15 protein-coding genes are annotated in these 15,041 nt (G+C 44.7%); 6 read left to right on the top strand and 9 right to left on the bottom strand.

Annotation, left to right across the window (positions count from 1 at the left end; genetic code table 11):
• Window positions 1-186: 186 nt before the first annotated feature.
• Both AB4249_RS02470 and cls read right to left on the bottom strand, forming a co-directional pair.
• Window positions 187-1,371: a cystathionine beta-lyase gene (locus AB4249_RS02470; RefSeq protein ID WP_017065338.1), complete on the bottom strand. Its 1,185-nt coding sequence runs from the start codon at window positions 1,369-1,371 to the stop codon at window positions 187-189.
• Between the two features lie 182 nt (window positions 1,372-1,553).
• On the bottom strand, window positions 1,554-3,008 hold the full coding sequence (gene cls / locus AB4249_RS02465) for a cardiolipin synthase (protein ID WP_372102272.1): 1,455 nt from the start codon (window positions 3,006-3,008) through the stop codon (window positions 1,554-1,556).
• 366 nt (window positions 3,009-3,374) lie between these two features.
• Between cls and AB4249_RS02460 the strand changes: the two genes are divergently transcribed.
• The 4 genes from AB4249_RS02460 (at window position 3,375) to AB4249_RS02445 (ending at window position 8,451) form a co-directional block, all read left to right on the top strand.
• Complete coding sequence (locus AB4249_RS02460) at window positions 3,375-4,808, top strand: sodium-dependent transporter (protein ID WP_050546918.1); 1,434 nt, start codon at window positions 3,375-3,377, stop codon at window positions 4,806-4,808.
• A gap of 188 nt (window positions 4,809-4,996) precedes the next feature.
• Entirely contained in the window at window positions 4,997-6,613 is a 1,617-nt protein-coding gene (locus tag AB4249_RS02455; RefSeq protein ID WP_372102271.1) for a methyl-accepting chemotaxis protein, read from the top strand.
• Between the two features lie 177 nt (window positions 6,614-6,790).
• Window positions 6,791-7,489 (top strand): TIGR01621 family pseudouridine synthase, encoded by a 699-nt coding sequence (locus AB4249_RS02450; protein ID WP_017060318.1) that lies wholly within the window; start codon window positions 6,791-6,793, stop codon window positions 7,487-7,489.
• A gap of 8 nt (window positions 7,490-7,497) precedes the next feature.
• Window positions 7,498-8,451 carry a class I SAM-dependent methyltransferase gene (locus tag AB4249_RS02445; RefSeq protein WP_372102270.1) on the top strand — a complete coding sequence of 318 codons (954 nt, stop codon included), beginning with the start codon at window positions 7,498-7,500 and terminating at the stop codon, window positions 8,449-8,451.
• A gap of 93 nt (window positions 8,452-8,544) precedes the next feature.
• Here AB4249_RS02445 and AB4249_RS02440 read toward each other — a convergent pair whose 3' ends face one another.
• From AB4249_RS02440 to AB4249_RS02420, 5 genes are all read right to left on the bottom strand, one after another.
• A complete protein-coding gene (locus AB4249_RS02440; protein ID WP_017060320.1) occupies window positions 8,545-9,162 on the bottom strand; it encodes a CDP-alcohol phosphatidyltransferase family protein in 618 nt (205 codons plus the stop codon).
• A complete protein-coding gene (locus AB4249_RS02435; protein ID WP_017065359.1) occupies window positions 9,152-9,802 on the bottom strand; it encodes an ATP-binding cassette domain-containing protein in 651 nt (216 codons plus the stop codon). Before AB4249_RS02435 ends, AB4249_RS02440 begins: the two co-directional genes overlap by 11 nt.
• A complete protein-coding gene (locus AB4249_RS02430; protein ID WP_372102269.1) occupies window positions 9,768-11,468 on the bottom strand; it encodes an ABC transporter permease in 1,701 nt (566 codons plus the stop codon). The genes AB4249_RS02435 and AB4249_RS02430 overlap by 35 nt, the downstream gene beginning before the upstream one ends.
• Before the next feature lie 5 nt (window positions 11,469-11,473).
• On the bottom strand, window positions 11,474-12,640 hold the full coding sequence (locus AB4249_RS02425) for an ABC transporter substrate-binding protein (protein WP_017060323.1): 1,167 nt from the start codon (window positions 12,638-12,640) through the stop codon (window positions 11,474-11,476).
• A 428-nt stretch (window positions 12,641-13,068) separates the two neighbouring features.
• Window positions 13,069-13,515, bottom strand: coding sequence for an META domain-containing protein (locus AB4249_RS02420; RefSeq protein WP_004734625.1), 447 nt, complete (start codon window positions 13,513-13,515; stop codon window positions 13,069-13,071).
• Window positions 13,516-13,703: 188 nt separating this feature from the next.
• Between AB4249_RS02420 and AB4249_RS02415 the strand changes: the two genes are divergently transcribed.
• Window positions 13,704-13,967, top strand: coding sequence for a DUF1289 domain-containing protein (locus AB4249_RS02415; protein ID WP_017060324.1), 264 nt, complete (start codon window positions 13,704-13,706; stop codon window positions 13,965-13,967).
• 109 nt (window positions 13,968-14,076) lie between these two features.
• Window positions 14,077-14,244 carry a hypothetical protein gene (locus AB4249_RS02410; protein WP_017060325.1) on the top strand — a complete coding sequence of 56 codons (168 nt, stop codon included), beginning with the start codon at window positions 14,077-14,079 and terminating at the stop codon, window positions 14,242-14,244.
• A gap of 57 nt (window positions 14,245-14,301) precedes the next feature.
• Here the strand turns inward: AB4249_RS02410 and AB4249_RS02405 are convergent, their stop codons facing one another.
• Window positions 14,302-14,604, bottom strand: a complete 303-nt coding sequence (locus AB4249_RS02405; RefSeq protein WP_017065764.1) for a thiamine-binding protein — start codon at window positions 14,602-14,604, stop codon at window positions 14,302-14,304.
• Window positions 14,605-14,746: 142 nt separating this feature from the next.
• Entirely contained in the window at window positions 14,747-14,968 is a 222-nt protein-coding gene (locus AB4249_RS02400) for a hypothetical protein (RefSeq protein ID WP_004734659.1), read from the bottom strand.
• Between the last annotated feature and the right edge of the window lie 73 nt (window positions 14,969-15,041).

The following is a 15,041-nucleotide window of genomic DNA, read 5'->3' as shown; positions in this document are numbered from 1 at the left end:
TTCATCGCTCTGAGATCTTTAAGTAGATGTGCTTTAAGGTTCAATATTGGCTTTGAAAGCTTCTGGACTATGAGCGGTTTGTATTATGAGCTGAAGTATCTGAATATGAGTATTTTGAGTTATGCTTTAAACAGAAAAAGGCAGGAATATCCTGCCTTTTTTGCATATTAGACCTATCGTCTCAGATTAAATCAGAGCGCTATAACGTTCTAATCCCGCCTCTAGATCAGCAATCAGGTCATCAACATCTTCTAACCCAATATGAACACGTATCAAGGTACCTTCGAAATTAGGATTGGCAACAGTTCTCAAGCTGTCAAAACTGCTTGGTTCGTTAGCTAGAATCAAACTTTCAAATCCACCCCAAGAGTAACCCATACTAAAATGTGTCATTCCATCAAGTAACGCTGTCGTCGCTTTGATATTAGAGTTGTTGAGTACAAAAGAGAACAAGCCATTACCGCCAGTAAAATCTCGTTTGAAGAATTCATGGCCTGGGCAAGACTCAAGAGCAGGGTGACGAACGTGGTTAACTTCAGGACGAGTCTCTAACCATTTTGCGACCTTCAAGCTGCTTTCTGCGTGTTGCCGTAGACGCACATCAAGAGTACGAATGCCGCGAAGCCCTAAATAAGCATCATCAGGTGAGACACATTGCCCCATCAAGTAACTTTGCTCTCTTAGTTGATCCCAGCATTTCTCATTGGCGACTGCCGTACCTAGCATCACATCAGAGTGACCCACGATGTATTTGGTCGCTGCTTGAATCGAGATATCAACACCAAAATCAAACGGTGAGAAGTTCACGCCAGCCGCCCAAGTATTGTCTAGCATAACGATGATGTCATGTTCATGAGCGATACGCGCTAGTGTTGGAATATCCTGCACTTCCATGGTGACAGAGCCTGGAGACTCAGTAAACAGCACCTTAGTGTTTGGCTTGATAAGGTCTTGGATACCTTCACCAATCGTTGGCTCGTAGTAAGTTGTCTCTACCCCCATCTTTTTCATGATGGTGTCACAGAAATCACGAGTAGGTTCGTAGCAGGTGTCAACCATTAAAATATGATCACCTGTTTCTACAAAAGAGAGAATGGCATTCGAAATTGCTGCTGTACCACACGGGTACAGTGCACAACCCGCGCCGCCTTCTACTTCAACCATCGCATCTTGGAAGGCAAAATGAGTGTTGGTTCCACGACGTCCGTAAAAAAGGGTCTTGTTAGCGCGGTTAATCGTAGCTTTACGCTTCTCTTCTACTGAGTTAAATACGACAGTTGAAGCGCGTTGTACTGGTGGGTTAACAACACCATTGGTCCACTTCTTATCACGACCGGCAGTGATAAGTTTAGTGGTTTTGTTCTCGGACATGCTGTGAATTCCTTATCAATCGGTTATGTCCTATTTAAAACATGCCAAGAGTGTTCAAAGCAAGAGCGGAGCGGGGATTTTTGCGCTTTTCTTACGATTTTTAACCTTTCACTCAGTTAACAGTGAAAGGTTAAAAATGATCGATGGGGAAACAACGAGCCATAATCGACTCATTGCTGGAATTATAGGAGTGGGTTGAACAAGTAGAACAGCCTCTCAAAGAAGCGATTACTAAGGTTTCTTTGCTCCCACTGTTCTAACTCTACAGAGTGGGATGAAGCGATATAAGATTTCTGCAGCTCAGACAGTTTTTGCGTGAAATGCACATCATCCACAGCCAGAGTCACTTCAAAGTTGAGCCACAAACTGCGCATGTCGATATTGACGGTTCCGATCAAGCAAAACTCTTCATCGATCACTACCGATTTGGTATGAAGAAGGCCACCGTAAAATTCATAGATCTTCACGCCAGCTTCAAGCAACTCGGTATAAAACGCACGAGAAGCCCATTTAACCATTAGTGAATCGTTATTGTGTGGAATGATCAGTTCTACAGTTACGCCGCGTTGAGCTGTCATCTTAAGTGTTTCGAGTAAGTCAGCACTTGGCACAAAATAAGGTGTAGTAATACGTACAGAATGATTCGCTTGATTGATGGCGATGGTCAGTACTTGTAAGATCAAATATTCCGGCATGCCAGGGCCAGACGGCACTACTTGAACCGGATGATGTGTCATGATTTCTTCAACTGGGCATTCAGGTATATCAGGGAGAATGCGTTCACCAGTCTCAACTTCCCAATCCCAGCCATGAATAGCGGATAACACATTAACGGTTGGCCCAGTCACTCTGACCATTACATCAATCCAACGACCAACGCCGGAACTTTGTTTGAAGTGAGCAGGATCGACCATGTTCATTGAACCCGTATAGGCGATAGTCTCGTCAATCACAATGATTTTGCGGTGTTGTCTTAAATCTAGGCGACGTAAGAAAATACGCCATGGGCTCACTTCTAGTGCTTGTACGACTTGAACGCTTGCGTCCTTCATCATTGACTGCCAGTGGCTTTTGAAAAAGCGAGGGCTACCGGCTGAATCGAGCAAAACTTTAACATCTACGCCACGTTTTGCAGCGCGAATCAGCGCAGAGGCAACCGAATCGGTCAGGCCACCTGGATGCCAAATATAGAAAACCATCTTGATACTGGTTTGTGCATTTTCTATATCTTCGATAATTGCGTGTAGGATCTCGTTTGGTGAAGATTGCAGCGATAGAGTGTTTCCACTGAGTGCAGGGATGCCCATTCGATTGTTACAAAGCTCGTCAATCTTATGGATAGGGGAGCCGACTTTCCCTGGTTGGTGAAGTTGGCAATCATTCAATTGACGGAACCAGTCGCCGAAAGGGGTAAACATACGATGAGCGCGTTCAGCCCTTTTTCTGCCTAGGTTTAGCTCACCAAAAAGGAAGTAACAAGCTACACCAACAATCGGGATAATGTAGATAACCATTAGCCAAGCAAGAGAAACGCTGACAGAGCGTCGTTTTAGTACAACACGAAACGTCACACCGGCTACGAGAACCCAGTACAAAACAACAGAGGCCAAAGTTAAAAAATGATAAAGCTTATCCACATTGAATACTCGAAAAAAGAGACACTTAGATAGTAATGCTATTTAACGGATATGGGAATTTAAGGATTCAACTATTTACAAAATAGAGCAAAAGATGTAAATAGGTTAAAGTTGTTAAGTTTTGGTCAACTTAAGAAGAAAACGATTGTTTTGTATGAAAAGTCGGCATTTAACCATAAAAATTTACATCTTTAACGAAATTTGTACGGTATGCTCTTCCAATTTTATTCTTAAACTGGTTTACTTGCTAGACAACGAGCGTCAATCAAATCTTTTAGGTGTGTAAATTTATTTATACACCTTCCTTTTAAAGACGCCACCCAAAGCAAAACACAACATCACATAACACAAAAGTTTGGAGTACACGTGGCTACTAGTAATACAACCACAACACCCCGCGATACCTGGGGTTCGAAGTTAGGATTCGTAATGGCTGCAGCAGGTTCTGCTGTTGGCTTAGGTAACATTTGGAAATTCCCATACACAGCAGGTGAAAGTGGCGGTGGTGCATTCGTTGCCATTTACCTGTTTTTTGTAATTTTTATTGGTTTCAGTGTCATGCTGACTGAATTTGCGATTGGCCGTCATACGCAAAAATCAGCAGTAGGTGCATTTAAAACAACTGACCGTCGTTGGACGTTCGCTGGCGTTATCGGCGTATTCAGTGGTCTACTTATCATGGGTTTCTACCCAGTAGTAGGCGGTTGGTCAATCGCATACATCGGTAAAATTGCAGGTGGTCTTCTAGACGCACCAGAAGCAATTGGTGATAGCTTTGGTGGCTTTATCTCAAACCCAGTTCAACCACTAATGTGGATGGGCTTATACCTACTACTTAACGTTGTTATCGTTATGAAAGGTATCTCTGGTGGTATTGAGAAAGCAGGTAAGATCCTGATGCCGCTTCTTTTCATTATCCTTATTGTAGTATCAATCAAAGGCATTATGCTTCCGGGCGCGATGGCTGGTCTTGAGTTCCTATTCAGTCCTGACTTCTCTAAAGTAGACAGCAATGTAATCCTAGCCGCTCTAGGTCAAGCATTCTTCTCTCTAAGTCTTGGTATGGGTTGTATGATGACATACGGTTCTTACCTTAAGAAGAAAGAGAACCTAGTTCAGACAACAGCAATGGTAACCGCAATGGATACTGGTGTTGCTATTCTAGCTGGTGTTGCAATGTTCCCTGCAATGTTTGCGTTCGGTATGGAACCTGCAGCGGGCCCTGGTTTAGTATTCGTTGTTGTTCCTCAGCTATTCGCTGAAATGGGCGGCGTAGTTGGTCTTCTATTTGCTCTTATGTTCTTCGTTGGTTTGAGTGTTGCGGCACTAACATCTTCAGTATCTCTACTTGAAGTTGTGGTTTCTTACCTAATCGATGAGAAAGGCATGAAGCGTGTAACAGCGGTACTGTCTGCAAGTGTTGTAATGGCGATTCTATGTATCTTCGCTTCTCTATCACTTGGCGGCTTCGGTCCAACACTGTTTGATACTGGCGCGTTCGACATTTTCGACCTACTAACGGATAAGATTTTCCTAGCGGTTGGCGGTATGTTGGTATGTATCTTCGCTGGTTGGAGACTAAACCGTGCTGACCTAGAGAAAGAAATCACTAACGATGGTGAAGTATCTTTCCCACTATTCGGTCTATGGTACACGCTAGTTAAGTACATCATCCCAGTAGCTATCGCAATCGTTGCATTCATGGGTATCTCTTCTGGCTTCGACAGCGGTAAAGGTGCAATCATGCTACTAGGTATTGGTATTATTGCTGGCTCTGCGCTTATCTCTAAGAAGCTATAGTTTTAAGAAGCTACAATCGCGAGCTAAAGTAAGTTAAGAAACGGGAGCCAATGGCTCCCGTTTTTTTATTCAAATACTTAATTCTTATCAAAAAATAAAACATTACATTCACTAAAGTTATCCGTCACCTAGCCGATATATTGAATATCAAGAATTTTTGATCGGTATTTAATTTAGGTAGGTGTTGTGTGAAATTGTCAGTGAGAAAGAAACTGTATGCCGGTTTTGGCTCTATATTGGCGGTGCTTGTTACGTTAGTCAGTATTGTATGGATAGAAGTTATCGGCGCGCACCAGAGCGCAGATGAAATTAGAATGGACGATGTTCCGGGTACTGTTACCTACCTGGTACTGATTGATGAAGCGGGTGATGTATACCGAGATGCGCTTGGTGCAATTACACTGGTTGATAACGCACTCAATGATTATCGAACCAGCAAGAACGAATTTGCTCAAGCTATCGAGCAGGCTAAGCGTTTGGAGAGTAGAGGTTCGGAAGACCACCGCCGTATTCAGCGAATTGAAGACCTGATGGGGCGTTTCACTCAAGAGTTTGAATCAAAGCTTGTGCCGAAGATCAATGATGAAGCTGCGCTACTAGCCAATATTCAACAGCTACGATCTTTGTATGAGAGCAATCTTATCCCTATTGAGAACTTACTGGATCAAGCGTCAGCAAGTGAGCGCGCAGATACAGAACAGTCACTACTGACACTAACCGACACGTTTACTACCATCGAGCGCACCATCATGGTGTTGTCTGCTATTGCGATTGTCTTTGGTTGTGTGATTGCGTATCTATTGTCTAGCTCTATTACCAATCGTCTTACTCGTGTAGAACAAGTAGCACGACGTGTAGCAAATGGTGACCTAACGGCAGGCGACATTATTGATGATTCTGGTGATGAATTGGCTGAACTGGCTAAGTCGATTAACCAGATGCAGAAATCACTAGTAGACCTATTAGGTTCAATCTCGTCTGTGACTCACCAAGTCCAATCGGTGACAGGGGAGCTCTCTTCTATTAGCCAAGACATCGTTACTGGTGCATCAGCTCAAGCAGACAAAGCTAACTTGATTGCAACGGCTGCTGAAGAGCTAAGCTTGACCATTTCTGAAGTGGCGCAGCAAGGTACTTCAACTTATGAAGAAGCACGTCGCTCAGAAACCTCTGCAGAAGATGGCCGCAACGTGATTGTTGAGATGGTGGCGAGTATTCAACAAGTGTCGACTCAAATGAGCGATATGTCGTTGCAAATGAATACTCTAGGTTCTCACGGTGAGCAGATTGGTAGCGTTATCAAGGTAATCGAAGACATTGCTGAGCAAACTAACCTGTTAGCTCTTAACGCTGCAATTGAAGCGGCACGTGCAGGCGAGTTTGGTCGTGGTTTTGCTGTGGTAGCCGATGAAGTGCGAGCGCTAGCAGAAAGAACAACCAAAGCGACACGAGAAGTCTCGGGCATCATTCAATCGATTCAATCGGGCACTCAAGAAGCGGTGACTTACACTCAAGATAACTGTCGTTTAGTTGAGATTGGTGTTGAGCAAAGCTCAGGTGCTGTTTCGGCTCTAGAAGCGATTGTGAGCGGTGCGGGCAATGTACAAAGCATGGTTAACTCTATTGCGACTGCGGCAGAAGAACAGACGGCTGTGACCAAAGAAATTGCAGCGGACATTACCGCGATTAGCGATATCTCTGAGCAATCTCTGCAGCTAGCAACTCGTAGCTCCGAAAATACATCAGGCTTGAACGCTAAGGTTGCTGAGCTAGAATCATTAGTTGGTAAGTTTAAACTGGGGTAAAGCGGTAGCTTGGTTCTATTTACCTATTGGTAATCGAGTAAAGACCACGCACTGATCGCTAGTTGCTGAAAAGAAGCCCAACGATTCAATATTTATTGAGTGAGTTGGGCTTTTTCGTAGCTGGAATCTGGGTTCAGACGAGGTATACTCCACGTTCTACAATGGAGCTAGCCTTTAATGTTCGATATTCTTCTGAACCACTCTGATTTTTTACTTATCAATAAGCACCCTGGAGTCAGCGTCCACAAAGACGATGGCGATACCATGTTGCTTCAAGAAGTTGCTAAGGCAATTAATGAGCCTAAGCTGTATCTCGTTCATCGACTAGATAAAATGACTTCGGGCATTCTGCTGCTGGCAAAAAATGCGTCGGCGGCGAGCGAGCTTTCACAGCTATTTGCAAAGCGTGAAGTAGAGAAATACTACCTTGCGATCGGTTCTAAGAAGCCAAAGAAAAAGCAAGGTTTGATCTCAGGAGACATGGAGCGCTCACGACGCTCAAGTTGGAAACTTCTGACATCCAAAGAGAACCCTGCGATTACTCAGTTTTTATCAGCAACGGCTGAACCCGGTGAGCGTCTGCTGTTATGCAAACCCTATACGGGGCGAACTCACCAGATCCGTGTCGCGATGAAGTCGATCGGCTCAGCCATTGTTGGTGACCCTATTTATAATCCATCGAGTGAGGCTGACAGAGGTTATCTGCATGCCTTCGCGATTCGATTTGCCTATCAATCACAAGCCTACGAATATGTCTGCGATCCAAGAAGCCTAAACTCCTTGGGTGAGAAGTGGCATCAAGAAACCGTGTCGAACGGTTTGGACAGTTGGCTTGAACCTTGGTCATTAACTTGGCCAAAGCTAAACACTAAGTGAGTGAAATAATGGAAGCATCAGCTTTACCTCTGTTTTTTAGTCATATTGAACAGCAACTTAATGAAGTACCAAACGAACTACGCCGTATTTTCCACGGGCGCGGTAAGTTTTGGCCTGGTCTAGAGCAACTGACATGTGACTGGGTTGATGGACAGCTACTGGTTAACGTGTTTAAAGAAGTCGACGATGAATTCTTGTCATCTCTTAAAGCTGGATTGGTTGAACTCACCAACAAAGATATCTGGCAATCAAAGCAGGGCACAAGCATTGTTCTGCAACACCGTTATGCCGATGGTGCGCCTTCAGAGGTTCTATGTGGTGAGTTGAATGACTCTCCGGTTGTGGTTGAGCATGGCCTTAAGTACCAATTAGACATTGGCCGTAATCAGAACTTCGGTTTGTTCCTAGACATGCGTAATGGTCGTCAGTGGGTACAAGATAATGCCAAGGATAAGAACGTTCTTAACCTGTTTGCATACACTTGTGGTTTCTCTGTCGCGGCTATCGCTGGTGGCGCTCGTCAATGCATGAACGTGGACATGTCACGTGGCTCGCTAAACAAAGGTCGCGATAACCACCGTCTGAATGAACACGATATGCGCTCGGTTAACTTCCTTGGCTACGATATCTTTAAGTCGTGGGGGAAAATCAAGAAGGGCGGTCCTTACGAGCTCGTTATCATCGATCCACCTTCGTTCCAAAAAGGCAGCTTTGCTCTAACCAAAGATTACAAAAAAATCTTACGTCGTTTGCCTGAACTTCTAACTGAAGGCGGTGAAGTGATTGCGTGTGTGAACTCACCAGCAGTATCACCAAACTTCCTGATTGAGACGATGGCAGAAGAAGCACCAAGCGTTGAGTTCATTGAGCGTCTGGACAACCCGCCTGAGTTTGTCGATGTCGACCTTGATTCAAGCCTAAAGGTATTGAGGTTTAAAATCACGGCTTCAGCTGAAGCTTGATGTCATGATTTAGCGGGCATTATCCATACTAATATAGAAAACGCCGCTCACAATGAGCGGCGTTTTTATAGGTGCAAGAAACTAACTCATTTATTAACTAGCTTGGTTTTTTAGTGTCTGAAAACCAAAATAAATACGCATGAACGTGGTTAGCCAACAAGCTGCACCAAAGGTGTAAGCGATAACTGCAAAGTGTTGAGGCCAAATACAGAACGCGATGAAACAGGCGATGGTTTCAGTGCCTTCGGTTAGCCCTGACATGTAGTACAGAGACTTATGCTTATAGACTGGGTTTTCAATGCCTCGCTTGCCTGCCATAACCGCAAACGCTAAAAAGCTGCTGCCTGTGCCGATAAAAGAGAAGATCAAAAACGCACCGGCAATGGCGTTGTGTTCTGGGTTGGCAATGACAAATCCAAAAGGGATCAGCGAGTAGAATAGGAAATCTAGGCTGATATCGAGGAAACCGCCCGCATCACTAATGCCTTGGATTCGAGCCAAGGCTCCATCAAGCCCATCACATACTCTATTAAACACAATGAAGCCTAACGCCCACTCATATTGTTGAAATGCCAACGCTGGAAACGCTAAACACCCAATCAGAAATCCGAATAACGTGGTTTGATTGGCCGTGATACCCAATTGGTTTAGTAACTTAGCAGACTGATTTAATGGCCACTTAATGACCTTAATGGAGTACTTATCCAGCATGGTTACTTCTCCATGGCCAAGACAGTACTTCTGCCCCTTGAGGTACATCGGCTTCGTCGTGCGTGACCATTAATGTAGGGATATTCGCTTTGGTCAGCTGTTCGAAGACCCAATCGCGAAATTGTGCTCTGAGCTCTTGGTCTAACTTACTGAACGGTTCGTCAAGCAGGGCGAGTTTAGGCTTGGCTAACAACATACGAGTCAAGCTTATTCTTGCGCGTTGACCGCCGGATATTTGATCCGGGAAAGATTCAGCTAAGTGAGTTAGCTCTATGTCTTTTAGTGCAGCCATTGCTTGTTTTTGGCGAGCGGAACCTTTAACAGAGTTCGGTAACGAAAAGGCCAAGTTTTCCCATACTTTGAGGTGCGGAAACAACAAGTCATCTTGAAACAAAATACCGACTTCACGCTGATGTGATGGAAGCTCGTCGAGCTGAATATTGTTCAACACAACGGTGCCAGAGTACGAAAACTCTTCACTTAAGTGACCAGCAATCGCATCCAGTAAGGTCGACTTTCCGCAGCCACTCGGCCCCATCAAAGCCAGTATTTGGCCAGATTCTAATGTGACGTTTAGCGCTGAGAACAGCGAATCTCCATCGGTTTTACGGATGGCGAGGTCGTTGAGGTACAGACTCATTACTTAGGAAACCTTTAAAAGTAAGACGGCGATATCTAAGTTGAAGTCGGCTGACTAATATCGCTAAAGAGAAAAAGAACAGAGGCAACAAGGCCTGCCAAATGGCATAAATTGCGGTTACCCTGCGGTCGAAACCACTGGTTAGGGCAACGGCTTCTGTGGTGATGGTGCTAATACGACCAGCACCGAGCATCAATGTCGGTAGGTACTGAGCTAAGCTCACACTGATCCCAACCGCCCAAGCGAAGGCGATGGCGGGCAGTAATATAGGCAGCTTGATCGAATACCAGCTTTGAAATGGCGATTTACCCAAGCTCAATGAAGCTTTTATCAGCCCATCGTTGAAGCTTTTCCATGGGCCGTCCAAAGACAAGTACACAAATGGAAAGGCGAAGAAAACATGCGCCCAAATAACCCAAAGCTCGTAGGCACTGCTGCCAATGTATAGAGTGGTGATTTGCATGCCGAACAACACTGACAGTTGAGGTATTAACATTGGAATAGCGATAATAAAGCCTGGGACTTGCCACTTGTATTTGATTCTGTATTCGTGAGCAATCAGCGCAAGCAACAAAGCGATTGAAGCAGCAATCAGACCAATCCATAAGCTTTGACCAACGGTGCTTATGATGCCATCCCACTCGAACTCCCAAAAACGCATGCTGTAGCGGCTCGGCAGTAAATCGGGGAAGCGCCAACGCTGAGCAACGCTCCAAATTACCATTAAAGGAATGATCAGCAATGAAAGGCTAGCAAGGACTGTGAATACGGTTTTCCCCGGCAAGTTAGCCCCTGTTCTTCCTGAATACTGCCAAGTTCGAAAGTACTTGAGAACCGCCCATTCAACTAAACGCGCCAAGGCGATGATCAACGAAGCTAAACCAAACAAAACGATCGCACCAGCAGCAGCTCGAGGAAGTAGGTTAAGATCTGGATCGTTGAACCATTGCCACACTAAAACGGCAAAAGTCGGTGGGTTGGTTGGGCCAATGATCAGAGCGATGTCGACAACCGAGACGCTATAGGCGAGCACAGCCAGCATTGGGAAGCGAAGCTTAGTAAACCATTGTGGGAAAATACACTTCCACCAGATCTGAGCGCGGCTGTAACCGAGTGATGCACTCACCTTAGTGATACGTTCTACATCGATTTGTTGAAGTATCGATATGCTCATCAGCAACAAGAAAGGAACTTCTTTGAGTGCGAGCATAATGATTAGGCCAAACGCGTAAGGATCTTTGATCAACAAAGCCAATTCAGAGCTGGTAGCCGATTCGCCGAGCAAGTGATGTACCGCTCTTGCGCCAAGCCCCGTTGGACTAAACAGAAAAGCAAAGCCGATAGCGAAAGCTACATGTGGAATGGCAAGCATTGGCGATAGCGTAAACTCAATCTTTCTCCAAAACTTGTTTCCCCAAGAGGCTTGAAGAATACAAAAGGTCAGGAAGCAGGCTATATAGCTGCTTGCAATTGCTGAACCTAGGCTTAAGCCAATAGAGTGCCAAGCCCCTTCCCATTGAAAGACTTGGCTAAAACCGTTGAGTGTCGGCTCCTCTAAACCAAGGGGCGGTATGAAACTCAGTGACGAAGCCACGACTCCCGCTACCCCAGGAATGGTCGGGATAATGCATACAGCTATAACAACAAAATATAGAGCGCGTAGCATGAAGACTAGTTACCGTATCGCTTAAGCCACTCTTTCTCGAGCGCGTTTTGCCAGCTAGGGTGTGGTTCATCAACCGATTTAAATTGCTGGGTGTTTTTAGCGCTGCCAGTGAGGTACTTGCTGCTCAGAACCGAAGGATCGCCCCAAACATTGAGGTCCCCCTTGCGAGACTGTGCTTCAGGGCTCAGTAAGAAGTTAATGGTCACTTGAGCACCCGCGGTTGCATTGGCGTTCCAAGGAATCGCAAGGAAGTGAATGTTAGATAGAGCGCCGCTTTCTAGAGCATAAGCCTTAGTGGTTTCGGCTAAGCGACCACTGGCTTGTGCTGAATAAACAGAGTTTGGATTAAACGTAATCGCGAGATCGATCTGTCCGTCATCCAGAAGTTGGATGCTTTCCGATGTGCCTGCTGGGAACTGCTTTCCACCGCGCCACGCCACTTTATGGAATTTATCTAAGTAAGCCCACAGTGGTGCCGTTACTTCTTGGAAGTTGTCTTCTGAAACCGGCTGAGCCAGCGCAGGGTTATTGTTTGTTAGTTCAATCAGTAGTGACTTAATGAAGCTCGTGCCATGAAACTCTGGTGGGCGAGGGTAGCTTAAGCGGTTCGGGAAAGCCTGAGCGTAGCTTAACATCTCAGAGAATGATTGTGGCGGGTTGTGAAGTGTTTCTTGGTCATGAATGAACACCAGTTGTCCCACGCCCCACGGTGCTTCTAAGCCTTCTGTCGGCTCTGAGAAATCGACATCAATTGGCAGAGACTTATCGACATACTGCCAATTTGGAAGTGATTCCGTAAATGGCCCAAACAATAGCGCGTTGTCTTTCATCGAACGGAAGTTCTCGCCATTAATCCAGACGATATCGACGCTGCCTTCACTGTTCTTTCCTGCCGCTTTTTCAGCAAGCAGTCGAGTGGTGGTTTCCGCAATATCGGTCACTTTCACATGCTTTAACGTGACACCGTAGTCACTTTGTAATTTCTTGCCTGCCCACTGTAGGTAACGATTGATCTCTTGGCTTCCGCCCCAAGCGTGAAAGTAGACAGTTTCTCCCTCTGCCTGCTGTTCTATTTGGTTCCAGCTGTCGGTGGATGTTGCTTCATCAGCATAAATGGTTGCGCTGTATGCAACGGTTGCCATGATTCCTAACGTACTTACTATCTTGTTCATAAACTTTTCCATTTGGTAGTGAACGGGCAAGAGCATTGTATTTTCGAACTCCCTATTGCGTATTGACCCTTCGTGGTTAACGAAAGATCAACATGCCCTAATAGTTATTCTATCTGTTTCTGAAATAAATTCTAATTCAACAGTAAATTCAATCAATTACTTGAGAACAAGCAGGGAGTTCTCGGTTGAGTTTTGTTCGATACGTAATCATCTCGAAAACTCGACAGACTCTAGGCTTTTGCCATCCTAGCAACAGACCGCTGAACCGTTGAATTTATTGCATCTAAATGAGAGATTTTTGAGGTTTATTGGAGGTTGGTACGAAAAGTCGGCGATGAGCGTCAATTTTGAAGAAGTAGTGAGGGCAAGCTGACAATAAAAAAGGAGCCATCAGGCTCCTTTAATCAGTATTTGGTTTCGATGACGGATTAGTTTACCCAGTCACGAATTGTGTACGTTAGCGTGTGTACATCGTTTTTCAGTACTAGCGTATCGTTTGTTAGCGTTACGTCGCTCCACTCGCTTAGAGTAGCAGAAACCGATTGTTCGATTTCCATCGCAGAGCCGTGACACATTTTCATTGTCATGCCCATTTGCTTGATACGGAATTGACCGTCTTTCAGCTCGCCTTGACCGAAGAAGTTGTTACAACCAGCCATGCCGTTTGCAGTCATCTTTTCGCCGATCTCTAGACGAGGAGCTGCTTGGTCTTCGCTTTTCACAATGTCCTTGCCATCAATTTGCGCAAGTTCCCAATTATGGTGCTGTAGATCGGTTGGTGTTACTTGCATCGCGTTGTCACCTGTTGTTGTGCATGCTGCTAGCATCATAGGTAAAGCGGCTACTGCTAGTAATTTTTTTGAACTAAACTTCATATTATAAGGCTCCAAAGGAAAGAACGAAGTTACCGGATAAGTGTAACTTGATGGGTTCAAAGTATAGTTTACAAAACACTATATGTGTCAGTATAAGGTCATAGTTTAGTATGGATTTCATGAGCCAGGCGACAAATTAATCGCTTATTTTTGAGAGAGTAAGCGTAATTTTGAATGTGTAAGGAGGCATGGTGGAGCAGTTAGAGTTTTTCCAAGTTCCAAGCCCTTGCGTTGGGGTTTGTTCAAGCGATGACAAAGGCTATTGCAACGGTTGTATGCGCAAGAGAGAAGAGCGCTTTAATTGGATGTCGATGACACCGTCAGAACAATTGCACGTGATAAAGCTGTGTCGTCAGCGCTATAGAAGAAAAATAATGAATCAAAAAAACTTGATTGGTAAGCAGGTCGATGAAGAGGGAAATACCAGTCCCCAAAGAGATCTTTTTGGCTAAAGAGGAAGTATTTAGATTTTATTTAACTCCGAAGTAACTATTACTTTACATAATGGTTGGGGTGTAATATTAAAGTAGGTACCTTTGTACCAGAAGGAGTGGTGTCGGTATGAATAAAAAGAACGTAAAAATCAAAAAAGAGCCAGTCAAAGCACTTGACCGAAAACCGATCGGGGCAAAAGATGACCCTGAAGAGACTCCGCGTGATTGGCATTCGATGTCAGAAGAAGAACGAATGGAAATCCTTTCTCACCTATCAGACATGCCTTTCCAATAACACCACTGGTTCTTCAGAGCCTTTCTTAAAGCTCAGTTTTCAGAAACAAAAATGTGATTAAACAAACATGTGATTCGCTTTCGTTACACCACGATGGTACGTGCAAAATGTATCATCGGCCTCGGTGGTTTTACTGTGAATCTTAATGTTTGTGATCACTTCTACCGCCCCTGCATCGTAGCAAGCTTGTTCTGCTTTTTTAACGATATCGAGTAATTGATTGAGTTCACCTTTCATTGTGGTTTCCATCGCACCAACTTGGAAAGGGACATCGGCTGCTTTCACAACTTCAATGGCTTTATCAACTACTTCGAAGTTGTTGCCTTCTTTAACGCGAGGGATCACTTGGAAGGCAACCATCACTTCTTTTTCTCTTTTTAACTCAGACACTTTCTGCTTACTCAATGATAGGGATTTGTTGCAGATGATAGGTTAATGCGGAGATAAATTCTACAGCGGTTACGCTGCTTTATTTATGACACGAGTGACTGGAGATATCGGACTACTTGCTACCCCAGTGGTCGCTAACCCAACCACCAATATGCTCATCAAAATGACTACCACTGAACCTCTGGTTGCGTTCCACCGAGGTATCACAGTCGTCTTTGTTGTCGATTAGGTTTTGTATGTAGTTTGCCATTGGGTCATTGGAACTCTGACGATCTCGGCGAGTAGCCACTTCCTTAATCAGTTGTAATCGATATGTAGAGCTTGCACGTTTCATTTCAATGACCTCCCGGTTTTTAGACACTAATAGAAAAATCTAGTTGCCAGATATAGGGGCGTCAACGTGATCA

Origin of the sequence: Vibrio sp. 10N.261.55.F4 (assembly GCF_041470465.1) — a bacterium.
Lineage (GTDB): Bacteria > Pseudomonadota > Gammaproteobacteria > Enterobacterales > Vibrionaceae > Vibrio > Vibrio crassostreae_C.
This window is presented reverse-complemented; position numbering and strand designations above follow the sequence as displayed.